Source organism: Rhizobium sp. USDA 3886, assembly GCF_056279785.1.
In genome coordinates this window covers 159,635-179,172 of the sequence record NZ_JBWCDC010000003.1, presented here as the reverse complement: position 1 = coordinate 179,172, position 19,538 = coordinate 159,635, and the positions used below count along the sequence as shown (strand labels likewise).

Below are 19,538 nucleotides of genomic sequence, written 5' to 3'. Positions count from 1 at the left end.
TGCCCGGCTCCTCTAGCGGTCGAGCCGCGGGTTGTTGAGATCGCGCAACCGGTCTCCGAGCAGGTTCATCGCGACGATCATCACCAGCAGCACCACCCCCGGATAGATGCTGATCCAGTACTTATGCGAGAAGATGAATTCGTAGCCGCTGGCGATCAGCATGCCGAGCGAGGGCCTGGTGAGCGGCAGGCCGACGCCGAGGAAACTTAGTGAGGATTCGAGCGAGATCGCCGCTGCGATGTTTAGCGTGAAGAGCACGATGATCTGCGGCATGCAATTCGGAAGCACGTGGCGCAGCATGATACGTGTGGGCGAGAGGCGCAGGCACCTTGCTGCCTCGACATATTCCTTGCTGAGTTCGCTCATGGCGAAGGAGCGGGCCGTGCGCGCATAATAGGACCATTGCACGATGACGATGGCGAGCACGACCTTGCTGACGCCGTTGCCCAGGATGGCGAGGATCGCAAGCCCGACGAGCAGGGCGGGAAGGCCGAGCATGAAATCGACCGCACGCATGATGATCGCGTCTGTCACGCCGCCACGCCAGGCCGAGAGAAGCCCGAGCCCGGTGCCGAGCACCATTGCGGCGCCTGCCGCCACCAGCCCGACGAAGACGCTGATCCTGATGCCGTAGAGGATTGCGGAAAGCATGTCGCGGCCGAAGCTGTCGGTGCCGAGGCGGAAGACGAAATTCGTCTCCTCCTCCAGGGATTTCGCGATGGCGAGGACGGTGAAGTTTTCAGGGAGCGGGCCGTTCGAAACGATCCTGACCTTGCCGCCCTCCGGGTTGTCCACGGTCCACCAGGGCTGGACGATATGCTTCTTGCCGCCTTCCACGGTGGCGCCGGCCGGCAGGTTGCGGATCTGCAGGCTGGCGAGCTTCGTGCCTTCCGGCAGCACGCCGACGCGCAGACAGTTCGCTCCGCAGGACTCGGCCGCGATACTATTGCGGGTCTGTGCCGGTGAGGCAAGTTCGACCGAGGCCGCACCGTCCTGGAGGCGGATGTTGGCGCGGACTTCCTCTCCCGGCACCATGCGCTTCGAGCCGGCGGGCTTCAACGCATCGGAAAGCTGAAGCTGCGTCAGGTCGTAGGGGTCCGTTGGCGAGATCAGGGGCGCGAGGAGGGCGCAGACGACGAAAACGAGGCTGATCAGCAGGCAGATGATGGCGGTGCGGCTTTCGGCGAAACGCCGCGCGAAATCGTTGAATCCAGTTAGGCTCATGCCGCCCGCCTCAGAACGGATTTCACGCGCGGATCGATGGCCATATGCAGGATGTCGACGATGAAGTTGATGGCGATAAACAGTAGCGCCGTATAGGTGAGTTGGGCCACGATCAGCGGACGGTCCAGTACCTTGATCGAGTTGATTAGCAGCTTGCCAAGCCCCGGCCAGGAAAACACTGTTTCGGTGATCACGCCGTAGGCCAGCAGGTTGGCGAGTTCGATCCCTGTTACGGTGATGAGCGGAACCAGCGCATTGCGCAAGATATGCCTGACGACCACCTTACGGCTGCGCACGCCTTTCGCATAGGCGAACTTAACGAAGTCGAGGCGGGAGATTTCCATCGTCGCGGCGCGCGTGACGCGCATCAGCAGCGACATCTTGAGGAGCGCCAGGCTGAAAGCAGGCATAACGACATGCGACCAGCCGTCGAGCGTCCAGAGGCTGGTGGTGATGCCGAAATGGGTCGCCACCTGGCCCCGGTCGCCGACGGGCAGGATTGGCAGAGCGATGCCGAAGGCGACGATCAGGAGCATGCCCTGCCAGAAGGTGGGGATGCTGACGCCGATCAGGGAGAAGGCTATGACGCCACGCCCGAGCGGCGATTCCGGTCTAAGCCCCGAATAAAGCCCGGCCGGCACGGAAACGGCAATGGCGATAATGAAGGCCACCAGACCGAGTTCGAGGCTCGCCGGCAGGCGCTGCAGCAGGATGCTGGTGACGGGTTCCTTGTAGACGAAGGAGGTGCCCCAGTCTCCGTGCACGGCATTACCGAGGAAGATCAGGTATTGCTGCCAGAGCGGCTTGTCGAGCCCGAGTGCGGTGATGGCGGCCAGCCGGTCGGCCTCCGAAGCTTCCGACGAGATCAGGATGTCTGCCGGATTGCCGATCAGCCACACCCCGACGAACAGCACGACCGACAGCACAAAGACCACGACCACGCTTTGCAACAGGCGCTGCAGCACGAAGGAGGACATCAGCGGGCAGCCTTCAGATAGGCGTTGATGTTGCGCTGTTCGACCGTCGGCATCGCCCCCGCCGCAATATCCTGGACCAGCGATCCGAAATGCAACGCATATTCGGCGCATATGCCGCCCGTGCTGCCGGTCTCAAGCCGGTTCTCGATCTCGGCGCGCAGTGCCTGGCCGCCCGGGAGTTGTGCCAGTTCGTCCAGGAAGGGCGCCTTGCCGGCTGCTGCGGCCATGGCGGCATCGTGCACCAACTCATGGCCCCTGTGTTTGCCGAGGGTCTCGCCAAGCCGCATCATAGCGAACTCACCGAAGATCGCCCCGTGCGACAGGTCCAGATTGGCCCGCATCCGCTCCGTACTAACATAGAGGTCGCGCGCCAGAAGCTCGGTCCGCACGAGGATTTCGGAAATGGCGCTGATCACCTCCGCCAGTCCGTCCTCGAACATCTGGTTGGCGCTGCCGTCGGATTCGAACGGGCGATGGGCGGTCGCCATCAGCATGCCGGCGCAGGAATAGAGCTTGTTGCTGTTGGCGATGATGCCGTAGCAGAGGATCGGGTTGATCTTCTGCGGCATGGTGGAGGAGCCGATGGTGCCTTCGATACGACCTTCGTGCAGTTCCCCGTACTCCTCGGAGGAACTCTGGTAGACCTCTTCGGCGATCTTGTGGCAGATGGAAGCCGTCAGGCTCAGCGCATTGACATATTCGCACATATGCGTGCGGATCGCCCGCGAGGGAATGGCCATTTCGCCCATGCCGAGAAGTGCTGCCACGCGTGACTGGAAGGCCGGGCCCTGCCTGCCCAGAGCCGAGAAACAGCCAACCGCGCCACCGGTTATGACGACGAAGGCCCGCTTTTCGGCTTCCCGAAGCCTGTCCGAGGCCTGAAGGAATTCGTCGATCCATACCGCGACCTTGAAGCCGAAGGTGATCGGCACCGCATGACGGTAATGGGTGCGCCCCGCCATGACGGTTTTCGCGTGGGTGCGGGCATGGCGCCCAAGATGGCCCAGGATGTCGGCGAGCAGCCCGTCCAGCACCGCCTGGGCACGCTTGGCGAGCAGCAGCAGTCCGGTCTGGATGACGTTCTGCGTGGTGATGCCCCAGTGGACATAGCCACCGTGCTGTGGGCCGCAGAGCCGGACGAGCTCGTTGATCAGCGGCATGAGAGGGTGACGGGTCGTCCGGTACGACGTGTCCAGCCGGTCCATGTCCAGATACTCGTAACGGCAATGTTCAGCGACCACCTCCGCCGAGGCGATCGGGATCATGCCGAGCTCTCCCTGAGCGAGCGCTACAGCCTTTTCGACATCCAGGAAGGCCTGGTACATGGCCGGCGGAGCAAAAGCGTCCCGCAGTCCCCGGTAGTCGTATTGTGACGTGAGGGCGTCGTTGAATTCTGTACCCATCTGGCTTCGCACTTTCATGAATGAGAAGGCAAGGCCGGCGTGCCCGCCAGCCTTGCCGGTATCGTCTTATTCGGGGCGCGCGGTGTAGAAGATGTTGGTCAGGTTGGCGTTGGGGTCGTAATGCACGCCATTGCGTACGCCCCAGACGCCGAACTCGTGGTAGAGCGGCACATAGCCGTCGTCCTCGTAGACTTCGGCCACCGCCGCAAGGATCAGTTCTTCCCGCCTGGCGTCGTCCAGCGTCGACTGTGCGTCTTCAAGCGCCTTGTCGGTGACCTTGCTGGAATAACGCCCACGGTTTGCGCCGCCCCAGCCGCGGTCGGGATTTCGTGTGCCGGCGAGGTTGATCATCTGGCTCAGGCCTTCGCCCGTGTCGGCGGCGGCACCGGCCAGATAGAGGCTGAACTCGTAGGCGCTCGCCTTGGTGAAGTAGATACTGAACGGGAAGGTCTCGAGCGTCACGTTCAACCCGATCTGCGAGAGCATGGCGGTCACCGCCTGAGCGACTTGCGCGCCATTGACGTAGCGGTCGCTGGGGGCGTTCAGCGTCATCGAGAAACCGTTCGGATAGCCCGCGTCCGCCAGCAGGCGCTTGGCCTCCTGCGGATCGTAGCGATAAGGCTGCAGACCGGGATTATGGCCGAAGACACCGTCCACGATGATCTGGCTTGCCGGTTGAGCCATGCCGCCCATCACGGTTTCGGCGATCTGCTCGCGGTTGATGGCGAGGTTGAGCGCCTTGCGGACGCGCGGGTCAAGGAAGGGGTTCTTTCCGTCGGTCCCAGAAACCTTCGGCGTCTTTTCCTGACCCTGGTCGGGCAGCAGGAAGATCAGCAGCGTGGAGGGAATGGACGACAGGTGGTACTTGCCCGAGGACTGGATGCTGTCGATGCTGTTGATTGGCACGGCGTTGATGACATCCACCGAACCGCCGAGCAGGGCGGCGATGCGGGCGCTGTTGTCCGGCAGGGATTTGACCAGCACCGAATCGTAGGCGGCCGGCGTGCCGTAATACTGTTCGTTGCGCTCTAATTCGATCTCAACGTCAGGCGCGAACTTCTTGACGCGGTAGTGCCCGATGCCGGGCGATACCTTGCCGCTGTTGAAGCCGGCTGTCTCTAACCAGTTGTCGTTACCGCAGGTCTTGTCGTCATAGGCCAGCGTGCGGCCGGTCGAGTTCTGGACGATGCCGATATTACTCAAGCTGCGCAGCAGGTTCGGATCGGGTTTCTTGGTGTCTATCTCGATCTTGCCATCGCCGGCATCCTTGATATCGGCGATCGTGGCGATGAAGCTGCTGAAGAGGCCGGGGCTATTCGGCACATTGCGCACCCGGCAGATCGAATAGATCACGTCGTCGGCTCCGACCGCATTGCCGTCGTCGAACTTCGCCTTCGGCTCGAGCGTGATGACCCACTTGGTATCACCTTGCATCGCCCATGATTTCGCAAGGCGCGGTTCGACGTTGCCGTTGACGCCATTGGTGTAGACGAGCGCGTCCGAGATGTTCTCGCGAAGATCGAAATTGTAGCCGGCGCGGTGGAAATGCGGATCGACCGAGGTGGCGAGCGCGGCGAGACCCACGCGCAACTGTTCAGCCGCTGCCGGAAGCGGCACAAGCGATGTCGCGGCTGCGAGCGCCAAGCCAAAAGATGCCAGTGACAAGTTTTTCATAGTCCTCCTCCCATTTATTCTGTGGGACCGTATCGCCGCACTGTCTGGTGAGAAATCGAATTTTTCTGGACTCGATTGAGTTTTTCTCAATTGAACGATAGAGATGGCGGCGGGAGGAAAACACAAATGCAAACAAGGCGTAGGGACCTGCCACCCATGACCTCGCTTCCGGTGTTCGAATCGGTGGGGCGGCACATGAGCATTGCCAAGGCGGCGGACGAACTCTGTCTGACACCCGGCGCAGTTAGCCGGCAGATCCAGAATCTTGAATCATTCCTCGGTTGCGATCTCTTCGAGCGGTCGCATCGAAGGATCACATTCACGCCGGTCGGCGAAGTCTACTGGGACAAGATCCATGTTTCACTCGGCCAGATACGCGCGGTGACGAGCGACCTATCAGTCGGCGTCGACCGGCGACCGCTCGTCATCGGCAGCCCGCGCGTCTTTCTGCAGAAATGTATCATGCCGGTGCTTGGAACGCTTTATGCGCGCCGTCCCGACATCGTCGTAAAATTCGTCACGGGCGGGCATGATGTCGAGGGGGTGGACGGTGCAATCCATGTGGGCGAGGCAATCAGCAAAAAGGGATTCGTGTGCGAGATATTGGGCGACGCTGACCTCACACCGGTCTGCAGCCCTGCCTATCTTCGCCGCGCGCCACCCCTCGATACACCCGACGATCTGGAACGGCATACTTTGCTTCGTTCCGCGGAATTCACCCGCAACTGGGAGCGTTGGCTAGGGCAGCGCGCTCCAAGAATTTTTTCCAGCACGCGCTTCATCGATCTCGAAAGCTCCGGCCTGGAACTGACGGCCGCAGTCGAAGGACTTGGCATTGCAATTGTTCGCCAGAAGCTGGTCAAGCAGGAACTGGCGGATGGTCAACTCGTTGCGCTGTTCGAGAAAGACATGGTGCATGAGCACTATTTCTTCATGTTCGCCGATCCGAAACTTCGGTCCGACAGTTTCCGATTCTTTCGCAATTGGCTGAGGGACGCGGTTGTGGAATAGAACAGGCCGGTGTTCAGTCCGCGGCGCGCTAACATACCTGGATTCTTCTGGTGAAGGCGTGATCGGGTCCATTCTTTTGGGCTGGCAAACTACGCCCACTAACACCAGAATCGGATCCGCTCTGGGAGGCTGGACGATCAAAAGACGAAAACCTAAAAGAGATTAAGCCCAAACCCGCCTCTTGAAGGAGGAGAAAGAATGAAACGCATCGAGATGGAAGTGAGCGGCGGCTGCCAGTGCGGTACCGTCCGCTACCACGCAACCGCTATGCTCGACAATTCGCATCTCTGCCATTGCCGCATGTGCCAGAAAGCCTCGGGCAACATCTTTGCCGCGCTCGTCGCCGCGCCCGATGATGCGCTCACCTGGACACGCGGCAAGCCGAGCGTCTGGAAGAGCTCGGAGCTTGTCGAGCGAGGCTTCTGCGCCAATTGCGGCACGCCATTGTTCTTCCACCACCTCGAAAACGGTCGCACCAACCTGATGATCGGCTCGCTTGACGATCCGCACGCCTTCTCGCCGCTTGCCAATACCTGCACCGAGAACATGGTGGCATGGTTCGAGACGATCACGGGCATAGAAAATACCGGAGCGACCGAAAGCAACGGCGCCGACTGGGCCGCGGCGATCAAGGAGAGCAACAACCAGCACCCCGATCACGATACCACCTCATGGGCGGTGAGGGGGCGTGATGGCTGAGTCCTATTCCGGCGGTTGCAGGTGCGGCGCTGTCCGTTGCTGCTATTCCGAAAAGCCGTCGCGCCGGAAACCGACGACAGCAACGGCTTATTTTCAAGATGATGCACGCAGGGTGCGTGAAGGTCTGCTCTTTAGCTAATTCGTGCCTCGAAGCAGACCTTCCGCTTCCCGGCCCCAAAATCGGTCATTCCAATCCAGGCCCGAGCCGATGTCCGCTACGGGGAATTTGAGACGAGGCCTATTGTAACAACAGGGTCGTTGGTTCTATTCGCCTTCAAGGCGACGTATTATACGAGTGTCCAGCTCTCGGGGACGGTTGCCAGTCAATTAGAGGTCGCACTTGCTCAACCCGGAATGCGAAGATCAGCTGCGAGGCTGCAGCAGCGCCAAGGCGACCGTCGATGCGGCTAGGACGGCGGTAAGGGTCAAGGGGCCGACAGCGCCGTAGTGATCGACGACATAGCCGCCGAAAACCGCGCCAATACTGATGGCGACCTGAAAAGAGACGACCATCAGGCTCCCCGCTGCCTCCAGCGCGTCAGGTGCTCCGCGGGACAGATTGGTCGGCAGCACCACCGGCGCCATGCCGAACGCGAAGCCCCAAAGTGAAACGAAGGCGAATGCAGCGCCTGTATGAGCACCCCACAGCACCAAGGCGAGCGCCGCAACCGCCATCAGCGTGGCGGTGACACCAAGCGCCAGGCGGATACTTGCGTCGGCCATTCGGCCACCGGCGACGTTACCGATCACAGAGGCGATGCCGAACCCAAGCAGCGCCAAGGCAATCGATTCGGTTTCAAGGCGCGTCATTTGTTCCAGGAAGGGACGCACATAAACCGAGCCGGCAAAATGCCCTGTCATCAGCAAAAGGATGGCAAGCATTCCCAGTTGAACGTCACGCCGGCCCGTCAGCCGGAACACGTCGGCGAGGCTGTTGCTTGTGCTTGCGGGCAGCGTTGGCAAGCTGAGCGCCTGCAACACCATCGCAAGTGCGGCAAGTCCGGCGGTCATCGCCATGGCGATTCGCCATCCCAGCCAATCGCTGATCAAAGCGCCCATCGATGGCGCAGCTATGGTGGCGAGCGAGACGCCGAGGGTGACAATAGCCATGCCCCGACCTGTCGCATTGGCGCCAACCAACCTCGCCACGACCGCGACTGAGAGCGCCCAGAAACCGCTAAGCGCGATGCCTAGCCCAGCCCGTCCCAACAACAATAGCCAAAAATCGGTCGCTAGCGCTGCAAGAATATTGGATCCGATCGCCAATGCACTAAGACCGACCAGCACCGCCTTGCGGTTCAGTCTGCCAATGAGAACATTGCTCAATAGGGCCGTCACGGCGCCGACTGAAGCGGTAGCGGTGACGACCTGTCCGGCTGTTCCCTCGGTAATCCCGAGATCGCGCGCCATTGGCGTCAACAGGCCCGCCGGCAGGAACTCAGCCGATACCAGCGCAAAGCTGGTTGCCGCCATCGAAAGAACGGCAAACCAAGTCGCGGCGCTCCAGGCGGCTGGCTCGGCGGTATCAAAGTCTATCGCCGCGCCGTCGAGTTCTGATGTCGTGTCCGTCATTTGAATTATCTCCTACGTTCGGAGATTTCATAGACGAACTTCTCAGGATGATATGTGTCTTAAAATCCGAAATTCATGTCCATTCGTCCAGAACTTGTGCGGCGCACAATGCCCGGTGACACGCTGGTAATGCGCTTGAAGGCGCGAGCGAAAGATGCCTCCGACTCATAACCTAATCGGGAAGCAACTTCGGCAACTGACATGCCACCTTGGCCCAGCAACTCGCGGGCAAGCTGCATCCGCAGACGGCCAAGATAACGTGCCGCGCCTTCTCCTAAGATAGCGCTGAAGCGCTCGGCAAAGATCGAGCGCGACTGGCCTGCCACGGCCGCGAGGCTTTCGAGGGTCCAGTTATGGCCGGGGTCCCGGTGCATGGCTGCCAACACACGACCGATGTGGGGGTCGCGGATCGCGGCGAGCCAGCCGGTGGTCGAGGCGCCGCTGCAATTTACCCAGCAGCGGATAAGCCGCGCTGCGAGCAAGTCTGCCATACGCGATAGGACGGTCGCGCTACCCATCTGGGGCTGTGAAGCCTCCGCCGTCATCGCCGCCAGCAGGGGACCAACGATCGGGTCATTGCCGGCTACATCGCAGCCCTTGATCATCGGCGGCATCAAGGCGATCAAAGGATTAAGCGCATACGCGCTCAAAGTCATGGAGCCGCAGAAGAGGGTGCTGGTCGCACCCGTTCCTTCCCGCACCACTTCGCAGACGTTGCTGCCCAACCTTGTTATCTGACAGCTTTTGAGGGAGTCGCCCTCAACATCTGGCGCGCTGGCTAATCGATGCGCGATACCTTGCGGCAGCAGCACCAGATCTCCATCGTTCAACTCCTGCCACCCTTGAGCTTCGGTATGGATCCAGCACGGACCCTGGCTCACGAAGTGAAAACGAAGTAGCTGTTGTTGCGGAAAGGCGATGCTCCATGGATGTCTGAGTTCGCAGCGCCCATAGTTGACGCCGCTCAAGCGAAAGTCTTGTAGCACTTCGCTTAGCGCATCCATTGGGATATTTGACGACGACAACGGTCGAGACGAATGGTCAAGCATTTAGCCAATTTAGGTCTCGAGCGTCTGGCATGCAAGCACGATCGTGTCGCGAGGCGATTGTCTTCCGGCAGCGGTATTTTCTGTGAATTCGAGCGTGATCGCTGCCAGCACCGGCCTCTCTCATGCTGTCAGCCGATGGATTACGGCTTCCTTGGCCATATTGTAGGGATCGTAGCCGGGCAGTCCGGCAACACCGGCCACGGAGCCGAAGTTGATGACGCGACCATGACCGCTGGCTTTGAGGTAGCGGTAGGTCCTGGAGGATTGGTGCGAGCCTTTTGCGGGATACCACCTGTACTATCCAAGCCGGCGCCAGCCCTCGGCGGCATTCAAGCTCGTTGTGGATTCGCTTCGCCATCGCGCCTGAAACCGTCAGATTCGAGCGCGTAGGATCGTGAGCGGCCCGTTCCGGAGGTTCGGGCGAGGGAGATGTTCACGCCGGATCTTCATATCGATACGCAGAAGATCAAAAGCCGGAATTTCCAGCAGAGCGCCGGCGCGCCGCCTCCTGGTCGTCATCAATTAAGGTCAGCGGTCGTTAAGAGCTTTGAGCGACTTCGCCGAAACGACAGTCGTTGAGCTGCATGATACCGGTCAAAGAGTGATGCGATATTGGCGTCTCTCGTCATCCTCCGGCGACCGCTTTAGGGTCGACGTGAAATGCGTCGCAGGAAGTCAAGAGACTCCGGGCGCCACAAAAGCCAGCAGCGGCTCCATATCGTAATTATCTGCCGCTTTCAGCGCCGCGATATAGGCGGCGCGTCTCTCGCTCATCTTTTGAAGATCAGAGCCCGATGTCCAGTCGATAGGTTCGGCTCCATATATCTTTTCAAGAACGACGTCCGCCATGATACGCGCATGCCGGCCATTACCGTTCGGAAACGGATGAACGAACACCAGCTTATGATGTAGCCGGACAGCCGCCTCGATCGCAGAGTACGTGTTGTTATCAGCCCAATACCGGGCATCATCCATGAGCCCCCGCAGTTGGACTCCTATCTGCACGGGATCGATACCAATGTTTTTCCCCGTTTTGCGAAATGTGCCCGCCCAATTCCAAACATCGCCAAAAAGCCGCCGATGAAGCTCGATTGCAAAGTCATCGGTCAGAATATCTTTTCGGCGAATACGAGAAATCCAGCGCAGCCCAGAAGCGATGTTCGCCTGTTCGAGCTCGTCCAACTCACTCTGCGTTTTAAGATGCTTGAATTTCAGCCCACCGACTTCGTTTGGGTCGAAAGGGGTCGCACCATCGGGATATTCGAACTCAAAGGTCACTTATCCTCCCAGAAATCGGAGGGCATCTGGTACATCAGCTCATTCATCAGGCGAGCGACTTCCTGCTGGGTCCGGTTGTGCGAAACAGTTTGGTCTTCCAGCGCCATATGCTTTGCGGCACTACCGACGATCGCTTGTGCTTTTTTCCTGGCCTGGGCGATGATGACATTTTCGATCGTCTGAGGTGGGACGAAGGCGTAGACGAAGCGGCAACCCATCGCTTCGGCAGTCGCCTCCATGGACTTCAGGGTCACACCGCCATCAAGCTCGGCTTTTTCGGCCTGCGCGATGCGCGCGCGCGTGACGCCCATTTTCTTGGCGAGCTGCGCGCCCGACATGCCCAAAGCTTTACGCACCGTTCGGATCCAGCCTTCAGCCGGTATCTCGATATCGTTTCCAAGCGCGGTATCTACAATCGCCTGATACTGCCGACGTACGGTTTGCTTCACGCTCATTGGATACCCATATGTTGACGGATTAAATCGTTTCGTCAACACAAAACTATACACGCAAACGTAAAGCGTCAATATATTTATTGACGATCTTGGTGGAGGCGACAAGTTAGCCCAGCCCCCACGACAGACGCATTATGCTACGGAAAGTCAGCCATGCCTGTAAGCAGGATTATCGCAGTGGCAGTCCTTACGACCTAGGGCACGGCGTGGTTCTGAGGACTGCATACGCCCACTTATTCGCCGCTCATTGCCGGAGCCCAATGCCAATCAGCGTCTTAAATTTTGGGCTTGATATACAGATCGCGGGCTTGAAGGCTGCGTTTCGCCGCTCTTGAGACGGCAGGAAGGTCAGTTGCACACCATCGTGACCGACATTATGAGCCCAGGCTATTCGCCAGAAAGTGCTCGAGGAACTTCGCTTCAGCAGAAAGACCTGCTCGGCCCTTTAACCAATACCGGCTTGGACGCCGGTTGGCGATCGTGTCGCGCCGGCGCGCGTTAAAGCGCATCAAGCCCGTGGAATGGTCGGTTCCCTGGGATTATTGCGTCAGCTGCAATTATGAACTGCGAAACTCGGCCGTTCTCATGGACAGCCGACTGTAGCACTTTCGCAATGCAGATCGGGAATGGACCCGTTCAAAATTTCGCAGGAGCACACAATGAGACTTTATCATCATCCGCTGTCGGGTCACGCTCACCGAGCCCGCCTGTTCGTCTCGCTGCTTGGCTTGCCACACGAATTGGTTGAGGTCGACCTGAAGGCAGGTGCGCACAAGAAGCCTGAGTTTCTGAAGCTGAACCCGTTCGGGCAGGTGCCGGTGCTGGAAGACGATGGCGTTGTCATCTCCGATAGCAACGCCATCCTGGTCTATCTCGCAAAGAAAGCTGCCCGCACCGATTGGCTTCCAGAAGACGCTCAGGGCTCCGCCGCTGTTCAGCGCTGGCTTTCGGTTGCCGCCGGCGAAGTCGCCTATGGCCCTGCGGCAGCACGGTTGATTACCGTCTTCGGGGCCAAGTTTAATCCTGAAGAAGTTATCGGCCGCGCCCATACGCTGCTGGGTCGGCTCGAAAGCCATCTCGCCGATCGTAACTGGCTTGTTGGTGGTGGGCCAACCATCGCGGATGTTGCGATCTACAGCTACGTGGCTCGGGCGCCGGAGGGGAATGTCGATCTCTCCACCTATCCCGCGGTCGATGCATTTCTCCGTCGTATCGAAGCTCTACCGGGCTTCGTTGCCTTCGTTCAAACGCCCGCCGGCCTTGCCGCCTGACGCCTGATCCGGGCGTGCGGCTACGTGCGCCCGTTCCATTTATTTTGGGGAGACGGAAATGAGCAAGACTTTGAAGACGTTGCCGGTCTGGCACGAGGGCGAGCTGTTGCTTCAGGAGAAGGTGGGCGTCGCCGAGCGCATGGCTTCTGTCGGCCAACGCGTAATCCGCGACTTCATGCCCGATCAACACCGCGATTTTTACGCTCAGCTGCCTTACATCGTTGTGGGCAGTGTCGATAACCGTGGCGATGCCTGGGCGACCTTCCTCGAGGGTCGGCCCGGGTTCATGTCCTCTCCGTCGTCAACCATCCTGAACATCGCGGCAAAAAGCGATGCCAGTGATCCCGCGAGCGAAGGTATATTACAGAGTCAGCCAATCGGCCTTCTCGGCATGGAGATGCACACCCGCCGCCGCAATCGTATGAACGGGATCGTCTCCACCTCACCCGAAGGTATCCGGATTGATGTCGACCAGAGTTTCGGAAACTGCCCGCGTTACATCCAGCTGCGTGATTTTGAATTCGTTCGTGATCCGGGCGAAACCTTCTCCGGTACGGTCGAAGATCTGCCCGCGCTCGATGATGCTGCACGTTCTATGATCGCGGCGGCAGATGCGTTTTTCGTATCGTCTTATGTCGATCGCGAAGATCGGCGCCAGGTCGACGTGTCGCATCGCGGCGGCAAGGCTGGCTTCGTTCGCGTCGCAGATGACGGGACGCTGACCATTCCGGACTTCGATGGCAATCTCTTCTTCTCTACGCTCGGCAACATCCTGTTGAACGGCAAGGCAGGGCTACTCTTCATCGATTACGCAAACGGCGACATGCTGCAGATGACGGGTAACGCCGAGGTCATCCTGGATTCGCCAGAGATCGCCGCCTTCCAGGGTGCCGAACGGCTGTGGACCTTCAAGGCACGCCGGATCGTTCGCCGGCGCAACGCATTGGCGCTGCGCTGGGCCTTCCGGGAAGACGGATGGTCTGCGAACTCGTTGATGACCGGCGACTGGGCGCAGGCCGCCGATCGGCTGCGTGCCACGGACCTCGCCAATCAGTGGCGCGCCCTGACGGTGACGAAGGTCGTCGAGGAAAGTGCCTCGATCCGCTCGTTTCACCTGCAGCCTGGCGATGGAGCGGGGTTGCTGCCGCATGTTGCTGGACAACATCTGCCTATCCGCCTGACCGTTCCGGGCGTCGACAAGCCTGTCATCCGAACTTACACTTTGTCCGCCGCTCCTTCGGACGGTGTCTACCGCATCAGTGTCAAGCGCGACGGCCTTGTGTCGCACCACTTGCACGACGTCATTCACGTTGGCGACACCATCGAAACGCGCGCGCCAGCCGGCGATTTTACCATCGATGCCCGCGCTACTCGGCCGGCGGTGCTGCTTGCCGGCGGCGTAGGGATTACCCCCATGCTCGCCATGCTGCGCCACGTTGTTTACGAGGGGCTTCGCAAGCAGCGCATCCGTCCGATCATCCTTTTCCATGCGGCGCGTTCCAAGCAGGAGCGGCCGTTCGACAGGGAAATCGCCGAGCTTGTCAATGCAGGGCAGGGGGTCGTCAGGCTCATCAGGGTCTTGAGCGACGCAAGTGGTGCCGAAGAAGGCGCAGACTACGACGCCATCGGGCGCCTCGACATGGCGCTGCTTTCCCGCCACCTGCCGTTCAACGATTATGAGTTCTACGTCTGCGGGCCGCCGCAGTTCACCCAGGCGCTCTATGATGGGTTGCGAGGCTATAACATCGCAGATGGTCGTATACACGCGGAAGCCTTCGGCCCTTCATCCTTGAAGCGAATGCTCGACGCCGGGGTGACCGCGCAGAGCCGCCGACCACCATCCACAAAGCCAGTGCCGGTCGCCTTCATGGGGTCGTTGAAGGAGGCGCGCTGGACCCCTGAGTCGGGCACCCTGCTGGAACTTGCGGAAGCGCGCGGCCTGAACCCGGAGTTCAGTTGCCGGCAAGGCAGTTGCGGAACCTGCCGCACAAAGCTCACCACGGGTGCAGTGACCTATATCAGGGAGCCAACGGCGGCGATCGCCGAAGGCGAAGTGTTGCTGTGCTCGGCCGTCCCTGCTGAACAGGAAACCGACGAGGAAAACAGGGTCCAGCTCGAACTCTAACGCTCGTCATTGATGCGTCCGACGCAAGAGTATCTTCCTCTTTTTCGACGTTCATCATCGGGCAAAACCGAAGCATCTTGATCGTGACGAAAAGGATAGCCTTTCGTTTCTAAAATCAAGGAGATAGAAATGTCACGCATTCCCACACCTGCTACTATAAGCGATGCACCGGAAGCTTCCCGCCCCATCCTGGAAGCCATTCAGAAGCAGATCGGCTCCGTGCCGAACATCTTCCGGCTGGTGTCGAACAGCCCTGCCGCTTTGAACGGTCTGACCGCGCTGCAAGGCGCGCTCGGAAAGGGGAAGCTGGCTCCGGCCACCCGCGAGCGGATCGCACTGACCATGGCCGAGGCCAATGGCTGCGACTACTGCCTGTCAGCGCACACCTATACAGGCGCAAAATTCGCCAAGCTGGACGAGAGCGAGATCGAAGCGAACCGCCGCGGCACCTCGAATGATCCGAAGGCCGCCGCCGCTGTCGAATTCGCCCGCGCCCTTGTCGACGCTCGCGGCTCGGTGGCACTCGGCGGAGTCGAAAAGGTTCGCGCCGTCGGTTACAGCGATGCGGAAATTCTCGAGATCATTGCGCATGTCGCGCTGAACACGTTCACGAACTACGTCAACGAAGCTCTGGGCACAGAGATCGATTTCCCCCGCATCGATCGCCTTGCAGCATGACCGACTGACGGGTGGTCGCCTGTCCGCGGCCACCCAACCACCCCTTCTTAAACCCAAAGGAATTGACCCATGTCTCGTCCGCCACTTCCTCCTTTTGATGAACAGACTGCCATCGAAAAGGTCCGCCTAGCCGAGGATGGCTGGAATAGCCGCGATGCCGCCAAGGTGGCGCTCGCCTATACCGTCGACACGCGCTGGCGCAACCGCGCCGAGTTTCTGATAGGCCGCGCAGAGGCTGAAGCCTTCCTGACGCGCAAATGGCACCGTGAACTGGATTACCGCCTGATCAAGGAGCTTTGGGCGTTCCAGGGCAACCGCATCGCCGTTCGCTATGCCTACGAATACCGCGACGACAGCGGGCAGTGGTTTCGTGCCTATGGCAACGAGAACTGGGAATTCGCCGAGGATGGGCTGATGCGGGCGCGCCACGCAAGTATCAATGAACACCTGATCACGGAAGCGGACCGCAAGTTCCGCTGGCCGCTCGGTCGTCGGCCGGATGATTATCCTGGCCTGAGCGACTTTGGTTTCTAGGCGAAACGCGCATTGCAGAGATCACCGCCATGACAGGATTCAAGCTTGATGCGCGAGCACGATTATCGATTGAGCTCGCGCTCACCGCCGCCAGCGGTGATGGTGTTTTCATCCGACAGCAGGAGAACGATGCAAAAGCGCTCGGCATGACCGGGGCGGAAATCGACATGGTGCGCAGCGGCTCGAGCTTCGATTTCCAGCTTTCCAGAGCGATCGCTTTGGCGCTCGCGACAAACGATGAACGACGCGCGCGCGCCATGAGAGCAGGTCTTGGCGCCCAGGTCTGCGCGGACATTGAAAAGATGGCCACCTCGTACATGGACCGATCCCTGTTGAAATCCGCATAGCCTCCCCCGGCCCTTGTGTCATGTCATTGCAATCAAATCTCGAAACAGTCTTGCGAGACCTGTTTCGAGATTGATACAAACCTATGTGCAATGGTCGTGTTCAATCAGCACGAGCGATCTTGAGGGGGGCGAATGGATCGATGGCAGGCGATGAGAGTCTTTGCAAAGGTTGCGGAAACCGAGAGCTTTGCGGAGACCGCGCGCCACATGCATATGAGCGCGCCGGCGGTGACGCGGGCCGTTGCAGCGCTTGAGGATCTCATCGGCGCACGCCTGTTTGTTCGCACGACGCGCTCCGTCAAGATGACGGAGGCAGGGACACGGTATTTCGAGGATTGCCGTCGGATATTGGCGGATATCGCGGAGGCAGAGGCGGCAGCCGGTGGCTCCTACGCTACTCCGACTGGAACCCTGGCAATCACGGCATCCGCGCTGTTTGGGCAGATGTACGTGTTGCCTATCGTGACCGAGTTCTTGAATGCCTATCCGACGATCCGCGCCAGGACGCTGTTTATCGATCGCCCCGTCAACATCGTCGAAGAAGGGGTGGATGTCGCCGTTCGTATAGGCCATCTCCCCGACTCAGGTTTTACAGCTATCAAGGTCGGAGCCGTTCGGCACGTCATATGCGGATCCCCGAGCTATCTCGACCGGCATGGCGTGCCAAGCACGCCTGCGGACCTGAAGAACCATCGCATCGCGGCTTCAACAAGCGCCTGGGCTTCGCCGGAATGGCGCTTCGCAAACGACCAGCGTGTGACGATCGAGCCCATCCTTCAGTGCAATACGAACCAAGCCACGATTGCGACGGCCCGGGCAGGTTGGGGATTGACCAGGGCCTTGCATTATCAAATCGGCCCGGCCCTGCTTGCGGGGGAGTTGCAGATCGTTCTCAGCGACTATGAAGAGCCGCCAATGCCCATCCATATCCTTTATCCGGAAGGGCGGCACGCGCCTGCCAAGGTTCGGGCCTTCGTGGACATGGCAGCGGCACGCCTCCGGGAAAACCGGCTGCTGAACTAGCACCACTGTCGGTTCGCGCGCAGACGTGGCGCCACATCGAAAAGCTCCTGGTGGAAATCGCCAGTCACACCTCGATCAAAATCTTGCCGAAGGATTTGCCGCTTTCCTGCGGCCTCATGCGCGTCTGCGATTTAATCCGGCGGCAGCTTCATCGCAATTGCGGGCCTGTACCCCCGAAGCGATGCAGGCCGTGATCTCGTCAGCCCCTTGCAGAACACTCGTCTCGGGCGTGGTGTAAAAATAAAACGGCGTAAGGCAAAGCCGCCGAGAAGGGCAGAGACAAAGGGGATCGAGAGCCTCGCACCCGCATCTTCGGTCGCATCGGCCCGATGCTACGGCCTCCCGAGCTAGGCACGCAACCACAGTGTCGATGTTGGCCACGATGATTATCTATTGGCTCCTGGATGGGTCCGCGCCGGTTTGGTGAGTTGCGACGCTTGATGGGAGATCGAGCCAACGTTCGCTGACGATCCAGCTTCGGGCGCTGGAAGCGGACGGGATTATCGAACGCACGGTGTTCGTAGAAGTCCTGCCGAGAGTTGAATATGCCCTGGCCGAGTTTGGCAAAACCTTACTTCGGTCATGTTGGCCATGAGGGATTGGAGTTACTCGTTCAGGGACCAACTTCGCGCGGATCAGGAAGGCCGGGATCGATCCTACTCTTTGCTTAGCCCTTTGGATGATTGCGGTCATTGTTTCACGTATTGTAATTATCACTTCCAAATTGAGCAGATTATCGTTTTCTCGTGAATGGATATGTTTGTCTCCAGGCCAGTCGTAGCTGGCACCTCAAACCCGAAGGAGACCTACCATGACACGCCTGATCACGACCCTAATGCTGGCAACCGTTAGCTTTGCGCCAATGTCCTTTGCCTCGTCGGCCACCCCCAACCAAGCAGCCATCACGCAGCAGGCTCCCGCAACCGTCCATTACCGGACGGCAGCGATTGATGGCGTGAACATCTTCTATCGCGAAGCCGGTCCGAAAGACGGCCCAGTGGTCGTCCTGCTGCATGGCTTCCCGACGTCTTCGCACATGTTCCGCAACCTGATCCCGCTGCTTGCGGATCGCTATCGTGTCATTGCTCCGGACTATCCGGGCTTCGGCCAAAGCGACGCTCCCGACCACACGAAATTCGCCTATACGTTCGGCCACTATACCGACCTTGTGGACGGTCTGATCGATCACATCGGAGCCAAGAAGTATTCCATGTATGTCATGGATTACGGCGCGCCCGTCGGCTATCGCCTCGCCCTGAAACATCCGGATCGCGTGGCCGCCCTCATCGTCCAGAATGGGAATGCCTATGATGAAGGCCTCCGCGAATTCTGGGATCCGATCAAAAAATATTGGGCTGATGGGACGAAGGAAAGCCGCGAGGCGCTTTCCGGTCTCGTGACGCTGGAGATCACGAAGTTCCAGTACACCGACGGTGTCAGGGATCTGACCCGCATCAGTCCAGACAACTGGGTTCATGATCAGGCACTACTTGATCGTTCCGGCAATAAGGACATTCAGCTGGATCTATTCTATGACTACAGGACCAATGTCCCCCTCTACCCGCAGTTCCAGGCTTTCTTCCGCGAACGTAAACCCCCGACGCTTATCGTGTGGGGAAAGAACGACATGATCTTCCCCCATCAGGGATCACATCCCTATCTCCGCGACCTTCCGGACGCCGAACTGCATCTTCTGGACACCGGACATTTCGCGCTGGAAGACAAACTGGACGTGATGGCTCCGCTCATTCACGGCTTCCTCGACCGGAAAGTCGCAAAAGGTAATTGAATTCGAAGCCGCGCAGCTCAGGCAGCTGCGCGGCCTTCTGTTCTTAGGCGAGCATAGAGCGTGGTTCGAGAACGGCCTAGAGGCCGGACGAGGTCAAGGGGCAGATCGTTTCGGAGAGCCTTCGGCCCGGCGCGATGTGAATGAGGTCGCAGAGCGGCGTGGCTTGAAGCCGAACCACCCGTCCACTTGGCGAACAATGGCGCGGCAGCGCAAGTTGGTTCCGCCCGCACCCGAGGACCCGGTAGAGTCTGCAGCGGTGATCGTCGATCCGCCCGTTTCCCAGCCGCCGATCAAAAACGCCAGTCGCCCCCGAGATCATGGCAGGTTCCGTCGTTATCCGTCTGGAAGAAGGCGCGTCTGTTACCAAACCGAGGATGTCGAGGCAAATCCCTTTGAATTGCTTTCTTCTGGACATCTGGAATCTAACTC

General features: G+C 59.6%; 18 protein-coding genes and 3 pseudogenes. 12 read left to right on the top strand and 9 right to left on the bottom strand.

The annotated features are described in order from the left end of the window. Window positions 1-12 precede the first annotated feature (12 nt). The 4 genes from ACZ9BX_RS23635 to ACZ9BX_RS23620 all read right to left on the bottom strand — a co-directional run bounded on the left by ACZ9BX_RS23635 (window position 13) and on the right by ACZ9BX_RS23620 (window position 5,278). On the bottom strand, window positions 13-1,224 hold the full coding sequence (locus tag ACZ9BX_RS23635; protein ID WP_476220474.1) for an ABC transporter permease: 1,212 nt from the start codon (window positions 1,222-1,224) through the stop codon (window positions 13-15). Further along, window positions 1,221-2,201 (bottom strand): ABC transporter permease, encoded by a 981-nt coding sequence (locus ACZ9BX_RS23630; protein ID WP_476220472.1) that lies wholly within the window; start codon window positions 2,199-2,201, stop codon window positions 1,221-1,223. The genes ACZ9BX_RS23635 and ACZ9BX_RS23630 overlap by 4 nt, the downstream gene beginning before the upstream one ends. Beyond that, window positions 2,201-3,604, bottom strand: a complete 1,404-nt coding sequence (locus ACZ9BX_RS23625; RefSeq protein WP_476220470.1) for a class-II fumarase/aspartase family protein — start codon at window positions 3,602-3,604, stop codon at window positions 2,201-2,203. The genes ACZ9BX_RS23630 and ACZ9BX_RS23625 overlap by 1 nt, the downstream gene beginning before the upstream one ends. A gap of 66 nt (window positions 3,605-3,670) precedes the next feature. Next, window positions 3,671-5,278: an ABC transporter substrate-binding protein gene (locus ACZ9BX_RS23620; protein WP_476220468.1), complete on the bottom strand. Its 1,608-nt coding sequence runs from the start codon at window positions 5,276-5,278 to the stop codon at window positions 3,671-3,673. 126 nt (window positions 5,279-5,404) lie between these two features. On the opposite strand from ACZ9BX_RS23620, the gene ACZ9BX_RS23615 reads away from it, so the two are divergent. Together ACZ9BX_RS23615 and ACZ9BX_RS23610 are read left to right on the top strand one after the other, a co-directional pair. Beyond that, window positions 5,405-6,289 carry a LysR substrate-binding domain-containing protein gene (locus tag ACZ9BX_RS23615; protein WP_476220466.1) on the top strand — a complete coding sequence of 295 codons (885 nt, stop codon included), beginning with the start codon at window positions 5,405-5,407 and terminating at the stop codon, window positions 6,287-6,289. A gap of 198 nt (window positions 6,290-6,487) precedes the next feature. Continuing rightward, window positions 6,488-6,988, top strand: coding sequence for a GFA family protein (locus tag ACZ9BX_RS23610; RefSeq protein WP_476220464.1), 501 nt, complete (start codon window positions 6,488-6,490; stop codon window positions 6,986-6,988). Window positions 6,989-7,351: 363 nt separating this feature from the next. On the opposite strand, the gene ACZ9BX_RS23605 is transcribed toward ACZ9BX_RS23610, so the two are convergent. From ACZ9BX_RS23605 to ACZ9BX_RS23595, 3 genes and pseudogenes are all read right to left on the bottom strand, one after another. Beyond that, a complete protein-coding gene (locus tag ACZ9BX_RS23605; protein WP_476220462.1) occupies window positions 7,352-8,560 on the bottom strand; it encodes an MFS transporter in 1,209 nt (402 codons plus the stop codon). 59 nt (window positions 8,561-8,619) lie between these two features. Then, on the bottom strand, window positions 8,620-9,609 hold the full coding sequence (locus ACZ9BX_RS23600) for a cupin domain-containing protein (RefSeq protein WP_476220460.1): 990 nt from the start codon (window positions 9,607-9,609) through the stop codon (window positions 8,620-8,622). Window positions 9,610-9,750: 141 nt separating this feature from the next. Continuing rightward, a pseudogene (locus ACZ9BX_RS23595) lies at window positions 9,751-9,861 on the bottom strand (3-oxoacyl-ACP reductase); the annotation flags it as partial. A 1-nt stretch (window position 9,862) separates the two neighbouring features. Between ACZ9BX_RS23595 and ACZ9BX_RS23590 the strand changes: the two are divergent. After that, window positions 9,863-9,976: pseudogene (locus tag ACZ9BX_RS23590) on the top strand (LysR family transcriptional regulator); the annotation flags it as partial. Window positions 9,977-10,002: 26 nt separating this feature from the next. Further along, a pseudogene (locus tag ACZ9BX_RS23585) lies at window positions 10,003-10,188 on the top strand (hypothetical protein); the annotation flags it as partial. Between the two features lie 96 nt (window positions 10,189-10,284). On the opposite strand, the gene ACZ9BX_RS23580 reads toward ACZ9BX_RS23585, so the two are convergent. Both ACZ9BX_RS23580 and ACZ9BX_RS23575 read right to left on the bottom strand, forming a co-directional pair. Next, on the bottom strand, window positions 10,285-10,887 hold the full coding sequence (locus ACZ9BX_RS23580) for a mobile mystery protein B (protein ID WP_476220459.1): 603 nt from the start codon (window positions 10,885-10,887) through the stop codon (window positions 10,285-10,287). After that, a complete protein-coding gene (locus ACZ9BX_RS23575) occupies window positions 10,884-11,342 on the bottom strand; it encodes a mobile mystery protein A (protein ID WP_087001489.1) in 459 nt (152 codons plus the stop codon). Before ACZ9BX_RS23575 ends, ACZ9BX_RS23580 begins: the two co-directional genes overlap by 4 nt. A 659-nt stretch (window positions 11,343-12,001) precedes the next feature. Between ACZ9BX_RS23575 and ACZ9BX_RS23570 the strand changes: the two genes are divergently transcribed. From ACZ9BX_RS23570 to ACZ9BX_RS23535, 8 genes are all read left to right on the top strand, one after another. Continuing rightward, on the top strand, window positions 12,002-12,613 hold the full coding sequence (locus ACZ9BX_RS23570) for a glutathione S-transferase family protein (protein WP_132558824.1): 612 nt from the start codon (window positions 12,002-12,004) through the stop codon (window positions 12,611-12,613). A gap of 58 nt (window positions 12,614-12,671) precedes the next feature. Next, window positions 12,672-14,738 (top strand): 2Fe-2S iron-sulfur cluster-binding protein, encoded by a 2,067-nt coding sequence (locus ACZ9BX_RS23565; protein WP_476220458.1) that lies wholly within the window; start codon window positions 12,672-12,674, stop codon window positions 14,736-14,738. A gap of 129 nt (window positions 14,739-14,867) precedes the next feature. After that, window positions 14,868-15,416: a carboxymuconolactone decarboxylase family protein gene (locus ACZ9BX_RS23560; RefSeq protein WP_476220457.1), complete on the top strand. Its 549-nt coding sequence runs from the start codon at window positions 14,868-14,870 to the stop codon at window positions 15,414-15,416. A 69-nt stretch (window positions 15,417-15,485) separates the two neighbouring features. Then, on the top strand, window positions 15,486-15,950 hold the full coding sequence (locus tag ACZ9BX_RS23555) for a nuclear transport factor 2 family protein (protein ID WP_476220455.1): 465 nt from the start codon (window positions 15,486-15,488) through the stop codon (window positions 15,948-15,950). 29 nt (window positions 15,951-15,979) lie between these two features. Further along, the gene (locus ACZ9BX_RS23550) at window positions 15,980-16,297 is read left to right on the top strand and encodes a hypothetical protein (RefSeq protein WP_476220453.1); all 318 of its coding nucleotides are present in this window, start codon (window positions 15,980-15,982) and stop codon (window positions 16,295-16,297) included. Between the two features lie 132 nt (window positions 16,298-16,429). Further along, window positions 16,430-17,320 (top strand): LysR family transcriptional regulator, encoded by an 891-nt coding sequence (locus tag ACZ9BX_RS23545; RefSeq protein WP_476220451.1) that lies wholly within the window; start codon window positions 16,430-16,432, stop codon window positions 17,318-17,320. Window positions 17,321-17,783: 463 nt separating this feature from the next. After that, window positions 17,784-17,915, top strand: coding sequence for a winged helix-turn-helix transcriptional regulator (locus ACZ9BX_RS23540; RefSeq protein WP_476223016.1), 132 nt, complete (start codon window positions 17,784-17,786; stop codon window positions 17,913-17,915). 216 nt (window positions 17,916-18,131) lie between these two features. Then, window positions 18,132-19,109, top strand: coding sequence for an alpha/beta fold hydrolase (locus ACZ9BX_RS23535; protein WP_476220450.1), 978 nt, complete (start codon window positions 18,132-18,134; stop codon window positions 19,107-19,109). Window positions 19,110-19,538: the final 429 nt, after the last annotated feature.